19 protein-coding genes are annotated in these 17,207 nt (G+C 64.5%); 8 read left to right on the plus strand and 11 right to left on the minus strand.

The genetic code is table 11. The features are described from left to right. Positions 1 to 27 precede the first annotated feature (27 nt). Genes ABWY06_RS23505 through ABWY06_RS23515 form a run of 3 tightly spaced genes read left to right on the plus strand, consistent with a single transcriptional unit; the run spans position 28 to position 3,571 of the window. Positions 28 to 999: a TauD/TfdA family dioxygenase gene (locus tag ABWY06_RS23505; RefSeq protein WP_353928019.1), complete on the plus strand. Its 972-nt coding sequence runs from the start codon at positions 28 to 30 to the stop codon at positions 997 to 999. After that, on the plus strand, positions 996 to 2,168 hold the full coding sequence (locus ABWY06_RS23510; RefSeq protein WP_353928020.1) for a hypothetical protein: 1,173 nt from the start codon (positions 996 to 998) through the stop codon (positions 2,166 to 2,168). Before ABWY06_RS23505 ends, ABWY06_RS23510 begins: the two co-directional genes overlap by 4 nt. A 26-nt stretch (positions 2,169 to 2,194) precedes the next feature. Then, complete coding sequence (locus tag ABWY06_RS23515; protein ID WP_353928021.1) at positions 2,195 to 3,571, plus strand: alpha/beta hydrolase family protein; 1,377 nt, start codon at positions 2,195 to 2,197, stop codon at positions 3,569 to 3,571. Positions 3,572 to 3,578: 7 nt separating this feature from the next. On the opposite strand, the gene ABWY06_RS23520 is transcribed toward ABWY06_RS23515, so the two are convergent. Both ABWY06_RS23520 and ABWY06_RS23525 read right to left on the minus strand, forming a co-directional pair. Next, entirely contained in the window at positions 3,579 to 3,812 is a 234-nt protein-coding gene (locus ABWY06_RS23520; protein ID WP_353928022.1) for a hypothetical protein, read from the minus strand. A gap of 237 nt (positions 3,813 to 4,049) precedes the next feature. After that, complete coding sequence (locus ABWY06_RS23525; RefSeq protein WP_353928023.1) at positions 4,050 to 4,301, minus strand: DUF1654 domain-containing protein; 252 nt, start codon at positions 4,299 to 4,301, stop codon at positions 4,050 to 4,052. 668 nt (positions 4,302 to 4,969) lie between these two features. Between ABWY06_RS23525 and ABWY06_RS23530 the strand changes: the two genes are divergently transcribed. Continuing rightward, the gene (locus ABWY06_RS23530; protein WP_353928024.1) at positions 4,970 to 5,290 is read left to right on the plus strand and encodes a helix-turn-helix domain-containing protein; all 321 of its coding nucleotides are present in this window, start codon (positions 4,970 to 4,972) and stop codon (positions 5,288 to 5,290) included. An 83-nt stretch (positions 5,291 to 5,373) separates the two neighbouring features. Further along, positions 5,374 to 5,889 carry an SRPBCC family protein gene (locus ABWY06_RS23535; RefSeq protein ID WP_353928025.1) on the plus strand — a complete coding sequence of 172 codons (516 nt, stop codon included), beginning with the start codon at positions 5,374 to 5,376 and terminating at the stop codon, positions 5,887 to 5,889. 13 nt (positions 5,890 to 5,902) lie between these two features. Here ABWY06_RS23535 and ABWY06_RS23540 read toward each other — a convergent pair whose 3' ends face one another. From ABWY06_RS23540 to ABWY06_RS23555, 4 genes are all read right to left on the minus strand, one after another. Beyond that, positions 5,903 to 6,208, minus strand: coding sequence for a hypothetical protein (locus ABWY06_RS23540; RefSeq protein WP_353928026.1), 306 nt, complete (start codon positions 6,206 to 6,208; stop codon positions 5,903 to 5,905). Positions 6,209 to 6,433: 225 nt separating this feature from the next. Further along, the gene (locus ABWY06_RS23545; protein ID WP_353928027.1) at positions 6,434 to 6,709 is read right to left on the minus strand and encodes a hypothetical protein; all 276 of its coding nucleotides are present in this window, start codon (positions 6,707 to 6,709) and stop codon (positions 6,434 to 6,436) included. Between the two features lie 486 nt (positions 6,710 to 7,195). Further along, complete coding sequence (locus tag ABWY06_RS23550) at positions 7,196 to 7,537, minus strand: DUF3703 domain-containing protein (protein ID WP_353928028.1); 342 nt, start codon at positions 7,535 to 7,537, stop codon at positions 7,196 to 7,198. Next, positions 7,534 to 9,807 (minus strand): heavy metal translocating P-type ATPase, encoded by a 2,274-nt coding sequence (locus ABWY06_RS23555; RefSeq protein ID WP_502948243.1) that lies wholly within the window; start codon positions 9,805 to 9,807, stop codon positions 7,534 to 7,536. The genes ABWY06_RS23550 and ABWY06_RS23555 overlap by 4 nt, the downstream gene beginning before the upstream one ends. A gap of 128 nt (positions 9,808 to 9,935) precedes the next feature. On the opposite strand from ABWY06_RS23555, the gene cadR reads away from it, so the two are divergent. Then, positions 9,936 to 10,382: a Cd(II)/Pb(II)-responsive transcriptional regulator gene (gene cadR / locus ABWY06_RS23560; protein ID WP_353928049.1), complete on the plus strand. Its 447-nt coding sequence runs from the start codon at positions 9,936 to 9,938 to the stop codon at positions 10,380 to 10,382. A gap of 76 nt (positions 10,383 to 10,458) precedes the next feature. On the opposite strand, the gene ABWY06_RS23565 is transcribed toward cadR, so the two are convergent. Together ABWY06_RS23565 and ABWY06_RS23570 are read right to left on the minus strand one after the other, a co-directional pair. Continuing rightward, entirely contained in the window at positions 10,459 to 11,181 is a 723-nt protein-coding gene (locus ABWY06_RS23565) for a UDP-2,3-diacylglucosamine diphosphatase (RefSeq protein WP_353928029.1), read from the minus strand. After that, complete coding sequence (locus ABWY06_RS23570; RefSeq protein WP_353928030.1) at positions 11,178 to 11,672, minus strand: peptidylprolyl isomerase; 495 nt, start codon at positions 11,670 to 11,672, stop codon at positions 11,178 to 11,180. Before ABWY06_RS23570 ends, ABWY06_RS23565 begins: the two co-directional genes overlap by 4 nt. Before the next feature lie 122 nt (positions 11,673 to 11,794). On the opposite strand from ABWY06_RS23570, the gene ABWY06_RS23575 reads away from it, so the two are divergent. Continuing rightward, on the plus strand, positions 11,795 to 13,489 hold the full coding sequence (locus tag ABWY06_RS23575; protein WP_353928031.1) for a glutamine--tRNA ligase/YqeY domain fusion protein: 1,695 nt from the start codon (positions 11,795 to 11,797) through the stop codon (positions 13,487 to 13,489). 124 nt (positions 13,490 to 13,613) lie between these two features. Further along, entirely contained in the window at positions 13,614 to 14,996 is a 1,383-nt protein-coding gene (gene cysS, locus ABWY06_RS23580) for a cysteine--tRNA ligase (RefSeq protein WP_353928032.1), read from the plus strand. Between the two features lie 134 nt (positions 14,997 to 15,130). Here cysS and ABWY06_RS23585 read toward each other — a convergent pair whose 3' ends face one another. The 3 genes from ABWY06_RS23585 to ABWY06_RS23595 all read right to left on the minus strand — a co-directional run bounded on the left by ABWY06_RS23585 (position 15,131) and on the right by ABWY06_RS23595 (position 17,149). Beyond that, the gene (locus ABWY06_RS23585) at positions 15,131 to 15,328 is read right to left on the minus strand and encodes a hypothetical protein (RefSeq protein WP_353928033.1); all 198 of its coding nucleotides are present in this window, start codon (positions 15,326 to 15,328) and stop codon (positions 15,131 to 15,133) included. 82 nt (positions 15,329 to 15,410) lie between these two features. After that, positions 15,411 to 16,160 carry a DUF695 domain-containing protein gene (locus tag ABWY06_RS23590; protein ID WP_353928034.1) on the minus strand — a complete coding sequence of 250 codons (750 nt, stop codon included), beginning with the start codon at positions 16,158 to 16,160 and terminating at the stop codon, positions 15,411 to 15,413. Between the two features lie 32 nt (positions 16,161 to 16,192). Further along, positions 16,193 to 17,149, minus strand: coding sequence for a class I SAM-dependent methyltransferase (locus tag ABWY06_RS23595; RefSeq protein WP_353928035.1), 957 nt, complete (start codon positions 17,147 to 17,149; stop codon positions 16,193 to 16,195). Positions 17,150 to 17,207: the final 58 nt, after the last annotated feature.

Consider the following 17,207-nt stretch of genomic DNA (forward strand, 5'->3'; position numbering starts at 1 on the left):
ACCCAACCAACCTGTGAGTTCAGGACCATGAATATATCAAGTGCGACGCGCGAGCCCCTCGCGCCATGGATCAGGCGGCACCGCGACGAGATCGACCAGGCCCTGTGGACGGACGGCTACGTGCTGTTTCGCGATTTTGCGGTCGATGGCCTGGCGGGCTTCGAACAGGCGGCCAGCGCGGCTTGCGATCAGCTCTACAAGGACTACGGCGACCTGCCGTTGAGCAGCGCCGGCGACCATGTGTATTTCGCCACGCCCTATCCCAAACACCTGCCGATCCAGTTCCATAACGAGGCCTCGCACACCCCCAGCTGGCCCTCGAGGCAGCTGTTCTATTGCCTGGCTCCGGCCGCGCAGGGGGGCGAATGGGCCCTGTCTGACGGGCGCCAGGTGCTCGAGCAATTGCCTGCGGCCATGGCCGAGCGTTTTCGCGAGCTGGGCCTGCTCTACCGGCGGCGTTTTATCCGCGGGTTGGACACCTCCTGGGAGCAGTTCTTCCAGGTTGCCAGCCTGCAGCAGCTGCGGGACAAGGTGGTTCCCAGCGGCCAGCAGGTCGAGGCCAGTTCGGCCGATGACGTATGTGTGTCCTACCGCACCCGGGCGGTGCTGGAACTGCCCGAGCGGGGCACCGCCGCCTGGTTCAACCAGGTGCTGCTGCACCATCCCGCCGCGCTGGCCCCCGAGGTGGCGGCGCTGTTGGGCAAGCACTTCAGCCCCGAGCGGTTTCCCCGCACGGTGTTGTTTGGCGACGGCAGTCCGATCCCGGGTGACTGGATCACGGCCCTCGAGGCGCTGCTGAACCGTAGCGCGCTGCGCATCCAGACCCATGCCGGGGACGTGTTGCTGGTCAATAACCTGCTGATGGCCCACGGCCGCCTGCCTTACAGCGGCAACCGCCAGGTGCGGGTGGCGCTGGGCGATATGCGCAGCCACGGCTGCGGGGCGCTCGCCAGCCGAGGGCAAGGTTCGAATACTCACAGCAGGAGGCAATGGGGATGATCAAGCGTCAGCAGGTGGTCAGCGATTTTTTTGCCGAGGCCGAGTCGTTGCGCACGGCGTTCGAAAACCGGGTCAGGAACAGTTACCAGCAGGGTATCGCCTGGCGCTATTTCTGCGTACCGCAGATGTACACCTACCTCAGCTGCGTACCGCAGGCGTTCGCCCCCGAGCCGCTGGTGGCGCGTTTTATGCGCCACCTGACGCAGTGGTGCCTGGATAACCTGGGCATGATCCCCACCGGTCCACCCAACCTGCACCTGATGGTCAACGGCTGCACCCTCGGCTTGCACAGCGACTTCCATAACGGCACTTGGGGCTTCGTCTATTCGCTCACGCGCTGGGAGGAACGCAAGTTTTCCGGTGGCGAGACGCTGCTGATGCGCGACGGGGTGCCCAGCTACAAGAAACACCATGTCCATGGCGAAGTGCTCTACGAGCTGTTTCCCGCGCACTTCAACCAATTGCTGCTGTTCGACGATCGCATCGTGCATGGTACCCGGACCATCGAGGGCAGCATGGACCCGCTGCAGGGGCGGATCGCCCTGGTCGGCCATCTGCGCGCCACCTCGCCACGCATCAGCGGTCCCCTGGAGCCCGCGGCGGCGCGCCAGGTCATCCTGGCCGTGCAACGCGAGCTCGGGCCCCGGCTGCGGGACTTCCAGGAGGTGCAGGGCAGTTTCAGCTTCCGCTTGGCGGTGACAGCCTCAGGTGCAGTGGAGTCGATCACCGCGCTGACCGACAACCTGGTGACCGCAGCCAGCGGTTACCAGGCGTCCGCCGAGGTCGAACAGGTCAGGGCGCTGCTGCATCAGGCATTGTCCAGCCTGCAGTTTGCCGCCGCCGCGGAGGCTTCCTCCGTCACCGCCGCCGTGCTGGTGCCGCTGCCGGAGCTCAGTTCCATCGAGGTCCAGGTACCGCACCAGCGTCACCCGGGCACGCTGCTGGAGCTGCTGAACCGCCAGCTGAGAAACGGCCAGGCCCTGGGGTTCCAGGCCGTGCTGCAGGGTGACACCTTTGTGGTGCAGGAACCCCTGGCGGGCAGCATCCGTATCGAGGCCACGCGCATCCTGGCGACCTTCGAGCCGCCGATGTGGGTGCCGTCCCAGCGCGATCACTTCGAGACGGCGCTGCGCGAGAACCTGGAGTACCTGGTGACGCAGGGTGGCTAAACGGCGGGGTGACGGGGGAAGGACGGATGTCGGCGCTCGATAGCCTGTTGCTGCTGGCGGGTATCGGCCTGGGGTTGTGGATCGGCCTGTCCCGCCGATGGCCAGGCCAGGGCCTGTTGGTCGGCTGGGCGCTGCTGGTGCTGGGCGCGCTGCTGCAGTTCGGCCTGGAAGGTTTCTATTGGCAGTTCCTGCCGCTCTACGCGGTGCTGGCGTGGGCCGGTGTACAGCTGCTCAGGCCGCGGCGCGGCCGCAATTTCGGGCTGGCCGGCGCCAGCCTGCTGGCGCTGGCGCCTTGGGTGCTGCTGCCGGTGCCTCAGTTACCCGCACTGCACGGGCCCTACCGGGTCGGCACCGAGGTGTTTCGCTGGGTCGATCCAAACCGCCCGGAGTCGGCCACCGCCACCCCGGACGACCGTCGCAACCTGGTGGTCCAGGCCTGGTACCCGGCGGCGGCCGGGCAAACCGGGACAAGCGCGCCCTATATCGATGGCGTGGAGCGCTTGCCCGGCTGGGTGTCGTTTTTACCCGGTTGGGCGATGGCCCGTTTCGACCGCATCGACAGCCATGGCCGGCTTGGCGTCGCCCTGTCCGCCGACCTGCGCCAGTGGCCGGTGGTGATCTTCTCCCCCGGTTACGGTGCGCCACGAGCGTTTTACACCGCACTGGTCAGCGACCTGGCCAGTCGCGGTTTCGTGGTGCTGGCCATTGACCATCCCTATGAAGCGGCGGTGACTGAACTGGCCGATGGCCGGCTGGCCACGCCGATCGAGCATTTTTTGCCGAACGATCCCGACCTGCTCGCCTATATGGACCAGCACCTGGCGCTGCGCGCGGCGGACCTGGGCTTCGTTCTCGATCAGCTGCAGCGGCCCGCCGTCTGGGGCCCGCGGCTGGCCGGGCGGCTGGACCTGCAACGGGTCGCGGCGATCGGTCATTCCTTCGGCGGCGCCAGCGCGGTGGCCGTGGCTGTGGCCGATGCGCGGATCACGGCGGCGGCCAATATCGACGGTACCCTGTATGGCGGCTTGGCCGACCAGCCGTTGTACCGGCCGTTCCTGCTGCTGGAGAGCGACCATGGCGAAACCGGCCATTCCGCGCAGTACCTGCAGGACAACCAACGACTGGGCGAGACCCTCAAGGCGCCGGGCGCGCGCTACCAGCTCCTGCGGGCGAACCACTTCAGCTTTACGGACGCGCCGCTGTTTTTCTCGCGACCCGCGCGCTGGGCGCTGGCCCAGTTGATCGGGGGGACCCGCGGCACCGCGCGCACCCTGGCGGCGTCCAACGACTTGCTCACGACGTTCCTGCAGCAGGCGTGGGGCAAGGGGCCAGCGGATACGCAGGCCGTGGCGATGCGCTACGGCGATATCCGTGGCGGACCCATAACGCGGCAGGGTCGGTAAGCGGGGGTCAATCCTGGGTTTCGAGGCCGTAACGCAGCGACTGGTCACGGGCGCGGGTGGCGCAGGTGATACGGGCCAACCAGTAACTCAATTCACGGTCATCGAACACCGTCAGTCCATGGGCCATATAGGCCATGCCTTCGGCGAGGTTGAGCTGGGGTGTCGCGGACGAATTGATCAACCTGATCTGGTTTTCGATCAGGTCGCTGGCATTGGCTTTCAGATCCGCGATTTTCAACATGTATAACACTCCTTGTCGATATTGCCTGGCATCCCATGCCAGCCCTGAATGGGTAGGTGTCGCCGTATTCGCTTCTCGTACACCCTGAGAAGCATTGCTAGCCTAGCTGGATTCTCCACGCTTGCCATCTGTCCAGTGGCGACAAACGGAGGTGGTGGCGGTGCAAACCGCCACTGCCGTGCAAAAGGAGTGCTTTCGGCTGGTTCATCGCTTGCCCCAGGCGGATCCGTGGCTCGTTCAGTCCTCCTGGGGCACGATCCAGAACAGTTGTACGCCGCCGTCATCGCGATAGGCCAGGGTCACGTTGTCGGTGTCTTCGATCTCGGCCAACAACTGTGCCCAATCGTCCGCTGACTCATGCTCGGCCTTGAACAGCAGGGCCGATTTGCTCTTCTGCGCCGTCTGCGAGTTGATGATTTTCTGTACCCGCAGCGCGACCTGTTCATAGGGGCTGGGCAGCGGAAGGCGGGAGGGTTTGGCGTTGGCCATGGCGCACCTGTAACTGTATGGATAAACAGTATAGTGCCAGGCGGCATAGCCGTTGACCAGCCCAGGCCTAGCCAGCCGTGCACTGGGTCTGGCGGCTCCTCAGCGTGCGCGCAGCCAACTCGCCAGCCAGCGCGGCAGTCGACCCGAAGGGTGCAATTTCAGGCGCAGGGAACGCGCATGGCACTGTTCGCAGCGCAGTACCGAGACCCCGGTCCGGCCTTTGGCAATCGGCTGTAACGGGCCGCCACAGTGGCGGCAGGGGACTGACTGAACCAAGGCGAGCTCCTCTGGGATGTGCACGGCCGTGCCGAAAGCTGTTTTGACACGAGGCCAGACGTGACCGGCGGCATTGGTGAACAGGCCAGGCCTGGGACCATTTCCCGCGCAACGCGGCGGGTGAGGCCTGTGCCCGCACGCCCGGGCAAAACCGCCTGCGGCACTTCGGCACCCTGAGCGCAGGGCCCATGCTGCATAGAGCGACGTGTAGCGAAATGGTTGCGGTCAGCGGTCAGGGCCCGGCCTGATACCAGCCCAAACATGAAATCGTTCTACCGTCGGTCTATCGGCCGGTCGAAGCGTTCATTAACCTCACGACATAGCTACGATTAACGTAGTATCCAGTCAGGTGCAACGATTCTCGTAGTCCCTCAATGCAGCAGGGCTCCAGCATGGCGAGTAATCGGGTGTGGGCACGCCGTTTCAAGGAGGCCCGGGAAGCCAAGGGATTGTCCCAGCGGCAACTGGGTATCGAAGCGGGGTTGGACCCCTCGGTGGCCAGCACACGGATCAACCGCTATGAAACCGGAGTGCATCGGGCGGCCGGTCCCATAACCGAAAAGGTGGCGCAGGTGCTGGATATCCCCGTGGCCTACCTCTACGCCGACGATGACCTGTTGGCCGAGCTTATTTTGTTTTTTGACCGTGCCAGCGCCGCGCAAAAAGCCGAGTTGCTGCACCTGGTTCATGAATGGAAGCAAAAAAAAACCTGAACGCAGCGCATCGGTAACACCAGGGGCGTGTTGTAGCTTGACCGACGTTGAAAGAACGACCTCCGGGAATGATTGGAGCAGCGATGACTGGACTAAGGCGCAGTACCACAGATAAGCAGGCGAACACCGCCGCTACCGCAGAGTCGGCCAAGGAGGGCCTTGTCATCAGTCGATTGATCGACGCTCCACGGGAGCGGGTGTTCCAGGCCTGGACCGATCCCGCCGAACTGGTGCACTGGTGGGGCCCTCATGGCTTCAGCACGCCCCTGTGCGAACTGGACGTGCGGCCCGGCGGCGAATTCCGCTTGCATATGCGCTCGCCGGAGGGCGAGGTTTACCCCATCAGGGGCCGTTACCACGAGGTGGTGTGCCCCGAATTGCTGGTCTACAGCGACGATTGGGAGGAGGGTTTTCGGCCCTCCCAGGATTCCCACGTACAGGTGCAGTTTACCGAGCAGGCGGATAAAACCCTGCTGACGGTCAGGTCGCTGTTCGCCTCGGTCGAGGAGCGCGAAGCCATGGAGCAGCAGGGGTTGATCGAGGGCTGGCTGGAAGGCCTCGAACGCCTCGAGTCGCATCTGGCCAAAGGCCGAAGCTGAGGTGACCCCGTAGTCAGGACTGACCGGCTGACTTCAACTCGGTAATGACCGCCCCGCGGTGTTCCATAGGGCGCGCCGGCAGGCGACCTGCGGTCGCAAGTGCCAGCTCTTCGAGAAACAGTTTGCCCAGGCGACGGATCTGCTGCGGCCGGCAACAGTCGGCGGCGCGCACGCCGACGATGGCGAAGCAGTCCGGGTTGGCGCGGCTGTGGAATTGAAACGACAGGGAGCCGTCGACTCCGCGCGTGCAGCGTGCCTGGAAGGACGGCATGCATGCCTCCAGAAGCCGTTCGATCTCGTGAACCGGCAATGCATTCATCACTGAACACCTCCGCGAAAACCAACTACCACTTGGCCCAACATAGCAGTTACGGCTAAAAGTTGAAGGCTGGCGTTTTGCCTTATCTGGCCCTACGCCATGGGTTCAACTCGGGATTGAGTGGGCGTGGTCCGGCGACAGCGCTGCCCTAAGCCGAGCGGCCTTGGCAGGCGGGGGTTTGACCTTTTGTCCAGCCGACAATCGGTAGGTGGCTAAGGCGCCGTGCTACTCGCTGATTTGGCGAATATCCAGCAATGCCCAGGTTTCCAGGCCTTCTTTACGCACAGCCTTCTCCGCCTCGAGTTGGGCTTGCAGGGTGCTGATGGAGCTGGATTTGTATTCGAAGCGAAAGGGTGGGCCGCCACTGGGGTGGCGCACGCTTAACTCCACCAGGGTGTAGGTCGAGCGGCGTTTGTTGATGGTTTTTGCGGGAGTGGCTTTGCTCGGCGCCAGCCCCAGGGCTGCGCGCATGTCGGCTTCGGTGATCTGCGGTGAACTCACTGATTATTTCCGTTAATACTCGATAACTGTTTGACCGCTCAATCGGCAAGCGTTCACCGTGGCGGAGCATTGACATCCTGTTAGGGTTAAATAGGCTGCGGAGTGCGTGCTAGACGCACTCCAGAGTGCCGTCGACCAGTATAAGACAGACGGACCCGGACCGTGACCCCTGGTTTTGCCTCGGCCGGGATCCAGCCGCTGTCATTTAACCCTGGAGCGGGCGCGTAATGTCGTACAGCGCCTGGTGCGCCTTGCAGCCTGGGTATGAGCGCCTTGCAGCATGGGTATCGCTGCGCTCAACGCCATCCTACGGGGTCCCGCGGCCCCTTGTAGGAGGCGCGCCTCCGCGCCGAAGGCGGCCGGGTTACCGTGGTGTTGTGCAGGGTCCTGCCGCATGGGTATCGCTGCGCTCAAGGCCGTCATACGGGGTTCCGCCGCATGGGTATCGCTGCGCTCAACGCCATCCTACGCCGCCCGGGTTTGTCCTTAGGGGTCCGCCAGCAGGTCTTCCAGCTCGGGCGTTAGCGGTGCGGGGGCGAAGGCACTGACGCGGGCGCGGCCGCTGTTGCCGCGGGGGACCCAGAGGGTGGAAAAAAGCAGGGCGGCCAGCACGCGCGGCAGCTGGCCGAACACTTCCCGGGCGTCCCGGGTGACCCAGCCCAAACGCAGCATGCCGAGGTGGACGCGGGCATGCAGCAGGGGCCGGCGCTGGCTGAGGATATGCGCACGTTCCAGCCACGCATAGGCCGCTTCCGGTTGCCGGTTGAGCTCGGCGGCCCTGGCCTGGGCAAAGGCCTGGTCGATGGCGTGGCGCAGGACCGGGTTCACGACGCGGTACCTGAAGCGGTTGCCGCGTCCTTATGGTGCGCGGCGGGCAGGCGCACCAGGCGCAGGCCATTGAAGACCACCAGCAGGCTGACGCCCATGTCGGCGAACACCGCCAGCCACAGAGTGCCATGGCCGGCCAGGACCAGGATCAGGAACAGCGCCTTGATGCCCAGGGCCAAGGCGATATTCTGCTTGAGCACCGCGGCGGTGCGCCGCGACAGGCTGACAAAGGTCACCACCTTGCGTAGGTCGTCGTCCATCAGCGCGACATCGGCGGTTTCGATGGCAGTGTCGCTACCGGCCGCGCCCATGGCAAAGCCAATCTCGGCCTGGGCCAGGGCGGGGGCGTCGTTGATCCCGTCGCCGACCATGCCTACCTGATGCCCCAAGGCCTGCAGCGCCTGGATCGCCTGGAGCTTGTCCGCCGGCAGCAGGTTGCCGCGCACCTCGTCGATGCCGACAGCCTTACCCACGGCCACCGCGCTGTGCGGATTGTCGCCCGTCAGCATAAGGGTGCGGATACCCAGCGCGTGCAGTTGCCGGACGGCCTCGCGGCTGGAGTCCTTGAGCGTGTCGGCCACCGCGAACAGCGCCAGTACCTGTTGCTCGCTGCACAGCAGCACCAGGCTTTTGCCCTGGCGTTCCAGCGGCTCCAGGGTGGCCTCCAGCTCGGCTGAGCAGAGGCCGAGGTCTTCCACGTGGCGGTGGTTGACCAGGTGGTAACGTTGGCCCTCGAGGATGCCGCTGATGCCGCGTCCGCCCAGGGCCTCGAAGGCCTCGACCGCAACCCGTGCAATGCCCTGTTCATCGGCCGCGCGGCTCAGGGCCTGGGACACCGGGTGATCGGAGCGGCCGGCCAGGCTGGCGGCCCAGACCCGATAGGCCTGGATCGCCTGCGGATCGTTGGCGGCCAGGGGCAGGAAATCGGTCTGGCGCGGCTTGCCGTGGGTGAGGGTGCCGGTCTTGTCCAGCGCCAGATAGTCCAGCGAGCGGCCCCGTTCCAGGAACAACCCACCCTTGATCAGGATGCCCGCGCGCGTGGCGGCCGTCAGGCCGCTGACCAGGGTCACCGGTGTGGAAATCACCAGCGCGCACGGGCAGGCCACCACCAGCAACACCAGCGCCTGGTACAACCAGTCCAGCCACTGGCCACCCAGCACCAGGGGTGGCAGCAGCGCGGTCAGCAGGGCCAGGACCAACACCGCTGGCGTATAGACCTGGGCAAAACGGTCGACGAACCCCTGGGTCGGGGCCTTGGCGTTCTGGGCCTGTTCGACCGCATGGACGATACGCGCCAGGGTGGTGTTGCCCGCCGTGGCACTGACCTGGAACTCCAGTTCACCGGCCTGGTTGATGGTGCCGGCGTACAGGGCATCGCCCGGGGCCTTTTCCACCGGCAGGCTCTCGCCGGTAATGGGTGCCTGGTCGACGGTGGAAAAGCCCTTGCTGACCCGGCCGTCGAGACCAATGCGTTCGCCTGGGCGAACCCGTACCCGGGCGCCCAGCGCCACGCTGCTGACCGCGACCTCCTGCCAGCTGCCGTCCGTCTGTTGCACCCTGGCCTGCTGCGGGCTCAGGTCCAGCAAGCCGCCGATGGCGCGGCGGGCGCGTTCCAGCGACTTGGCCTCGATCAGCTCGGCAAGGGCGAACAGCACCATGACCATCGCCGCTTCTGGCCATTGGCCGATCAGCAGGGCGCCGGTCACTGCGATACTCATCAGCGCGTTGATATTCAGGTTGCGGTGACGCAGGGCGATCCAGCCTTTTTTATAGGTGCCCAGGCCGCTGCCGAGTATGGCCGCCAGGGCCAGCCCGGCGATCAGCCACTCGGGCGCCAATTGGGCGAAATGCAGGCCCTCGGCAGCCAGTGCGGCGATGCCCGCCAGCGCCAGCGGCCAGCGTGACTTTGCCGGTGCTGGTGTCGGCGTCGCTTCGGCGGCCTGGCCGCTGGTGAAGGGCTGCTCGGGCACCGGAGTGAAACCCAACCGGCGAATGGCGTCGAGGGCGCCCGCCAGCGCATCGGTTTGATGGCCGATGGTGAGCACGCGCTGGATCAGGTTGAAGTCCAGCGTCAGCACGCCCGGCAGCTTCGCCAACTGGTCCTGGATCAGGCCCTGTTCGGTGGGGCAATCCATCTGCTCGATGCGTACCCGGGTGGACAGGGAGTCATCCGCCGGGCTGGCCTCCATGCCGGGGGTGGCCACAGGCACCGCGGGCGGTGCGTTCAGGGGATCGGGATGCGCCGGGTGATTGCCACAGCAGGAGGTCATGGAGGTCATCCTAGAAAGGGGGTTTACAGAGTGAACACCCTGTAGCCACTATAGGGTCAAGCATTTGTTGGTAGCGGCTCGGCGAGTTTTTTTGCGCCCGCCGCCACAGGAGAAGGCGTATGGGTACTCTGAAAATAGGTGAGTTGGCCAAGCTGACCGATTGCCCGGTCGAGACCATCCGCTACTACGAGCGCGAGGGACTGTTACCGGCACCGGCGCGTAGCGAGGGTAACTACCGGCTGTACAGTGAGGTGCATGCTGAACGCCTGCGTTTTATCCGCAACTGCCGGACCCTGGACATGACCCTCGAGGAAATCCGCAGCCTGCTCGGGTTGCGCGACAGTCCTCGGGCCCAGTGCGAGGAGGTCAATGCGCTGGTCGATGCGCATATCCGCCATGTGCAGGTGCGCATCGCCAACCTGCAGGCCTTGCAGGCGCAGTTGCTGGAGCTGCGAGGGCATTGCCTGGACGAGTCGGCCCTGGCGCAATGCGGCATCCTGCAGCAGCTCAACAGCAGCGATGCGATCAGCCTGGAGCCTGGTGAGACCCATGTGCGCGACAGCCACGGGCATTGAGTAAGGGCGCGCGCCGAGGGGCCGCCCGGCGTGGTAGGGCGGGCAACGCCCGCGTAGCCTGAGCGATGGGGCCGGTTTATTGGAAGGGGAAGGGCGCCAACCGTATGCCGTTGCCATCGACCTGAATGGCCCACCCCTGCTCGTGCCAGTCGCCCAGCACGATGCGTCGCGCCGGTTGGCCGTCGACCTGCAAGTCGTGGATAGCGGGACGATGGGTATGGCCATGGATCAGGGTGCGCACGCTATGGGCGGCCATGACCCGGGGCACTTCGTCGGGGTGCACGTCGGTGATATAACTGGCCTTCTGGCGGGTCTGCTCGCGACTGCCGCTGCGCAAGGCGCGCGCCAGTTTGTGACGGGTCTTGAGCGGCAGGTGGCGCAGGATCCACAGCACCAGCGGGTTGCGCAGGATGCGCCGCAGACGCATGTAATCGAGGTCCTGGGTACAGAGACTGTCGCCATGCATCAACAGCACCGTTTCGCCATTGAATTGCACGCGGCTGGGGTCGCTCAGCAGGGTGCAGCCGGCCTGGCGGCAAAACGCCTGGCCGAGCATAAAATCGCGGTTGCCGTGCATCAGGTAGATCGCCGTGCCGTTGTCGCTCAAGTGGCGCAGGGCGGTGGCGATGGTCTGCTGGAACGGGCTGATGGCGTCGTCGCCGATCCAGACTTCGAAAAAGTCGCCGAGGATATACAGTGCCTCGGCGTCCTTGGCTCGCTCATCGAGAAAATGCAGAAATGCCCGGGTAATGTCCGGGCGCTCCTGTTCAAGATGCAGATCGGCGATCAGTAGGATCACTCAACGATCTCGGCACGCTCGATGATCACGTCGTCGACCGGTACGTCCTGGTGGCCGGATTTCATGGTGGTGGCCACGCTCTTGATTTTTTCGACCACGTCCAGGCCTTCGACCACTTCACCAAACACGGTATAGCCCCAGCCCTGCACGGTCTTGGCGCTGTGGTTGAGGAAATCGTTGTCGGCGACGTTGATGAAAAACTGTGCGGAGGCCGAATGCGGCTCCATGGTGCGGGCCATGGCCACGCTGCCTTTCTTGTTGGATACGCCGTTGTCCGCTTCGTTCTTGATGGTGGCGCGGGTAGTTTTCTGCTTCATGCCCGGCTCGAAACCGCCGCCCTGGATCATAAAGTTGCTGATCACGCGGTGGAACACGGTGTTGTCGTAATGGCCGTCCTTGACGTACTGCTCGAAGTTGGCCACGGTTTCCGGGGCCTTGTCGGCGAACAGGTTGAGGGTGATGACGCCGTGGTTGGTATGCAGCTTGATCATGGTGAAAATCCACTCGTTCAAAAAAAGAGAAGGCCTGTCAGGGGGTTGACAGCTTCGGCTATGATAAGCGCTTTGATTTGGCCGGCCTACCCTGGCCGCGCACTCGTACGTTCAAGGACCCCATGAGCACGCCTAACACCACTCCAGACGCCAAAGACGCCAAGACTCCGGTCGTACCCGCCAATTTTCTTCGCCCTATCGTTCAGGCGGACCTGGAAAGCGGCAAGCACCAGAAAATCGTCACGCGTTTTCCGCCGGAGCCCAACGGTTACCTGCACATCGGTCATGCCAAGTCGATCTGCGTGAACTTTGGCCTGGCCCAGGAATTCGGCGGCGACTGCCACCTGCGGTTCGACGACACCAACCCGGCCAAGGAAGACCAGGAATACATCGATTCGATCGAGCGCGACGTCAAGTGGCTGGGCTTCCAGTGGGCCGGCGAGGTGCGCTACGCCTCCCAGTACTTCGACCAGCTGCATGACTGGGCCGTCGAGCTGATCCGCAGCGGCAAGGCCTATGTCTGCGACCTGACCCCCGAACAGGCCCGCGAATACCGCGGTAGCCTTACCGAGCCGGGCAAGAACAGCCCCTTCCGCGAGCGCGGCGTCGAGGAAAACCTCGACCTGTTCGCGCGCATGAAGGCCGGCGAGTTCGCCGACGGCGCCCGGGTGCTGCGCGCCCGGATCGACATGGCTTCGCCGAACATGAATCTGCGCGACCCGATCCTCTACCGGATCCGCCACGCCCATCACCACCAGACCGGCGACACCTGGTGCATCTACCCCAACTATGACTTCGCCCACGGCCAGTCGGATGCCATCGAGGGCATCACCCACTCGATCTGCACCCTGGAATTCGAGAGCCATCGGCCGCTCTACGAGTGGTTTCTCGACAACCTGCCGGTGCCGGCCACGCCGCGCCAGTACGAGTTCTCGCGGCTGAACCTGAGCTACACCGTGACCAGCAAGCGCAAGCTCAAGCAACTGGTGGACGAGCAGCACGTCGAGGGGTGGGACGACCCGCGCATGTCGACCCTGTCCGGCTACCGTCGCCGTGGTTACACCCCGGAGGCCATCCGCAACTTCTGCGACATGATCGGCACCAACCGCTCCGATGGCCTGGTCGATGTGGCCATGCTCGAGTTCAGCATCCGCGAAGACCTGGACCACAGCGCGCCGCGCGCCATGTGCGTGCTGCGCCCGCTCAAGGTGGTGATCAGCAACTACCCCGAAGGCCAGGTCGAGCAGCTCGAATTGCCGCGCCACCCCAAGGAAGACATGGGCATGCGGGCCTTGCCGTTCTCCCGCGAGCTGTACATCGACCAGGACGACTTCGTCGAGGGTGAGCCGCCCAAGGGCTTCAAACGCCTGGTGCTGGGCGGCGAAGTGCGTCTGCGCGGCAGCTACGTGATGCGCGCCGACGAGGTGATCAAGGACGCCAACGGCAAGCTCGTCGAGCTGCGTTGCTCCTACGATGCCGATACCCTGGGCAAGAACCCCGAGGGCCGCAAGGTCAAGGGCGTGATCCACTGGGTGCCGGCGGCCGAGAGCCTCGAGTGCGAAGTGCGCCTGTACGATCGCCTGTTCCGCTCGCCGAGCCCGGAAAAGGCCGAGGAGGGCGCGACCTTCCTGGACAATATCAATCCGGATTCGCTGACGGTGCTGCGCGGTTGTCGGGCCGAACCGTCGCTGGCCCAGGCCCAGCCGGAAGACCGCTTCCAGTTCGAGCGCGAAGGTTATTTCTGCGCCGACCTCAAGGACAGTCAACCGGGCAAGCCGGTATTCAACCGTACCGTCACCCTGCGTGACTCCTGGTAAGAGCCGCTCCGGCGCTCCCTGCCCACCCCGCCTGAACGGCGGCGTGGGCCGGCCCTGCCATCGACGTTCCGGGTTCCGGGCGAAACGTCGTCGAGCGCAGGCACTATTCGGATAGGACCTCAGCATGCTTTCGATTTACAACACCCTGACCAAACGCAAGGAAGTCTTCACGCCGCTGGACGGCAACAAGGTCCGCATGTACGTGTGCGGCATGACCGTCTACGACTTCTGCCATATCGGCCATGGCCGTAGCATGGTGGCCTTCGACGTGGTGACGCGCTGGCTGCGCCACAGCGGCTACGAGCTGACCTATGTGCGCAATATCACCGACATCGACGACAAGATCATCAACCGTGCGCGGGACAACGGCGAGTCGTTCGAAGCCCTGACCGCACGCATGATCGACGCAATGCACGAGGACGAGGCGCGACTGAACATCCTGCCGCCGGACCTGGAGCCGCGCGCCACCGAGCATATCGCCGGCATGCACGGGATGATCCAGACCCTGATCGACAAGGGTTATGCCTACGCCCCGGGCAATGGCGACGTGTACTACCGGGTCGGCAAGTTCGAGGGCTACGGCAAGCTGTCGCGCAAGCGCATCGAGGACCTGCGCATCGGCGCGCGGATCGAGGTCGACGAGGCCAAGCAGGACCCGCTGGATTTCGTGCTGTGGAAAGGGGTCAAACCCGGCGAGCCGAGCTGGTCGTCTCCCTGGGGCGAGGGGCGCCCGGGCTGGCATATCGAGTGCTCGGTGATGTCCACCTGCTGCCTGGGTGAGACCTTCGACATCCACGGCGGCGGCAACGACCTGGAGTTTCCGCACCACGAGAACGAGATCGCCCAGAGCGAGGCCGCCACCGGCAAGCTCTACGCCAGCACCTGGATGCACGGCGGGATGATCCGGATCAATGGTGAGAAGATGTCCAAGTCGTTGAACAACTTCTTCACCATCCGGGACGTGCTGGCGGTCTATCACCCGGAAGTGGTGCGTTACCTGCTGGTGTCCAGCCTGTACCGCAGCCCGATCAATTACTCCGAGGACAGCCTGAAGGAGTCCAAGGCGGCGCTGGAGCGTTTCTATACCGCGCTGCGCGGCTTGCCGGCGGTCGCGCCGAGCGGCGGCGAAGCCTTTGTCGAGGCCTTTACCCAGGCCATGAACGACGACTTCAACACGCCCCAGGCCTGCGCCGTGCTGTTCGACATGGCGCGGGAGGTCAACCGCCTGCGCGACAGCGACCTGGGCGCGGCGGCCACCTTGGCGGCGCGGTTGAAGGAACTGGCCAACCTGCTGGGCGTGCTGCAACTGGAGCCGGATGCCTTCCTGCAGGCCGGCGCCGCCGCCCAGGTCGATACGGTCCTGGTCGAGCGCCTGATCGCCGAGCGCCTGGCGGCCCGTGCGGCCAAGGACTGGGCCGAGTCCGACCACATTCGCGACCAGCTTAACGCCCTGGGCGTGGTGCTGGACGACGGCAAGGGCGGCACCACCTGGCGCCTGGCCGACTGAGGCGGTTGTTGTCATTAAAAAGGGCCGCATTGCGGCCCTTTTTTATGGCTTACAAGGCGTGACGCGGAGCGTCACCGGCGGCATTCCCACGCGGAGCGTGGGAACGATCAAAGCAGTTGCCGCGAGGTCGCGCCTCACACGTCGCGGTACCAGCCAACGGTACCTGCAGGAGACCCGACCTCGGGGCGATATTGGGCGCTCCGTTCTATAGGTGTTTTTAATGTCAACACGATAAAAAAGACAAAGGCGATCAGCATCATCAAGCCCGCCAGCAGGTTGCCAGCCAATGCCCAGACGCGGCGAGGCGGAGTAGGGGGGCGGCGTTTATTCATGGGCCTGGACGGGGCTCCAAGTCTCGGTTGACGGGGGGCTGGGCTCAAGCGGCAACGCTGCCTGACTCAGCCCATGACGGCTTCAGTTAACGACCTGCGATTCCCAGCCGTCGTACTCGCCGCCATGTTTGAGCGCCAGGTCGGATAACAGCAAGGTCACCTCGTCGATACCGCCCTCGGCGGGAATATCCGCGCGCCAGAGCTGGGCGCAGTGCTGATCCTCGTCATCGTCTTCTTCATCGGCGTGCTGGGCGCGCAGGGAAAAGCCCATGGCCTGGGCCTCGGCGATAAAGGCCCGCAGGTGGTCGGCGTTGGCGAAATAGGTCCAGTGATCGATTTCCCGCGGTTGGGTCAGCGCGTCTCCCTGCTGCTCCAGCGCCCGGCAGACGCGTCGGTTGTTGATGATCTGCAAGTCGGCGGTTTCGGGGTACAGGAAAGAAAAGTAGGTCGACCAATCGCGGTCTTCGCGGGTCTCGACCTCGTAGCGATACTGCTTGAACGACGCCATGCAAGTGGCGACTCGCGCGGTCCATTCCTGGGGATGAGCCACGTAGAAAAAGAAGTCGCGACAGCCATTGCCGGTACAGCGGCCCACATAACCGCTGTGGACGTCCGTCACCTGGGCCTCCAGGGCGTCTTCGATCGCGACCAGGGCGTCATACTCCTGTTCGCTGGACAGCCCATCCTCGCGCGGTGCATTCAGCCTTACCCGCACATAGGCCATATGGGGCAAGGCGTCCCGGGGTGGGGCGTCATAAATGCCAAGGTCGAGAAAAATCGAGGCGGGTCGATCATTGACGTTCAGAAAATAGAAATCCCAGTCCTGTGTCATCGTGAGTGGCTGCCATGCAAAGGGAAGAAGTATCAGGGGTTCTGGTCCGTTGAGCCCTGGTGGAATACCAGAACCTTCAGGCCGCCGCCGGGAAAACTGTCGGCGAACTCGGGGGGATTGTCCAGGCGCCGTTGGAAAACCAGGCCGGGGGCTTCGGCGGCCATGCCCTCAAGCAGAAAGTCGGCGCCGATGGCCGGATCGTTCAGGCAGGCCAATACCTGGCCCTGTTCGCTGAGCAGGCCGGGCAGGCGGCGCAGTACTTTCCGATAGTCCTGGGTCAGCACGAAACTGCCTTTCTGAAAGGACGGCGGATCGACGATGATCAGATCATAAGGGCCGCATTTGCTGATTTTTCCCCAGGACTTGAACAGGTCGTGGCCGAGGAAGCCCACCTTGCCAAGGTCGTGGCCGTTGAGCCGGTGGTTGTCGCGGCCCCGGGTCAGCGGCCCCTTGGCCATGTCCAGGTTGAGCACGTGCAGGGCGCCACCGGCGATGGCGGCCACCGAAAATGCGCAGGTATAGGCGAACAGGTTCAACACGCGCTTGCCCTGTGCCTGCTGCTGGACCCAGCGTCGACCGTAACGCATGTCGAGGAACAGCCCGCTGTTCTGGTTCCTGCCCAGGTCCAGCTTGAAGCGCAGGCCGTGTTCGCTTACAGGCCAGTGATCGACGGGCTCGCCCAGCAGGAACTCGCTGGCGCTGTCGGCGCGGTAGCGGTGCTGCAGCAGCAGTTTTTGCCCGTTGCGTTCACGCCAGGCCGCGCTCTCGGCCAGGGCCAGCAAGCGCTGTTTCAAGTCCGCCAGTTCGGCCTCTGCCGGCTGGCGAAACAGTGTCACCAGCAGCACCCCCTGCAGCCAATCGACGGTGATCGACTCCAGCCCCGGCCACCGATGGCCACGCCCGTGAAACAGCCGACGGACCTCATCGGGCGCGTTTGCCAGGGCGGTGAGCAGGTGCTGCTGAAGAGTGTCGAGGGCGGCTGGGGTCATGGGAAGCGTGGGCACGGATAGAGGGGCGCGCAGTTTATACCGATCCGGCTGCCCGGCG

The sequence above is a fragment of the Pseudomonas sp. genome, from assembly GCF_040514055.1.
Lineage (GTDB): Bacteria > Pseudomonadota > Gammaproteobacteria > Pseudomonadales > Pseudomonadaceae > Aquipseudomonas.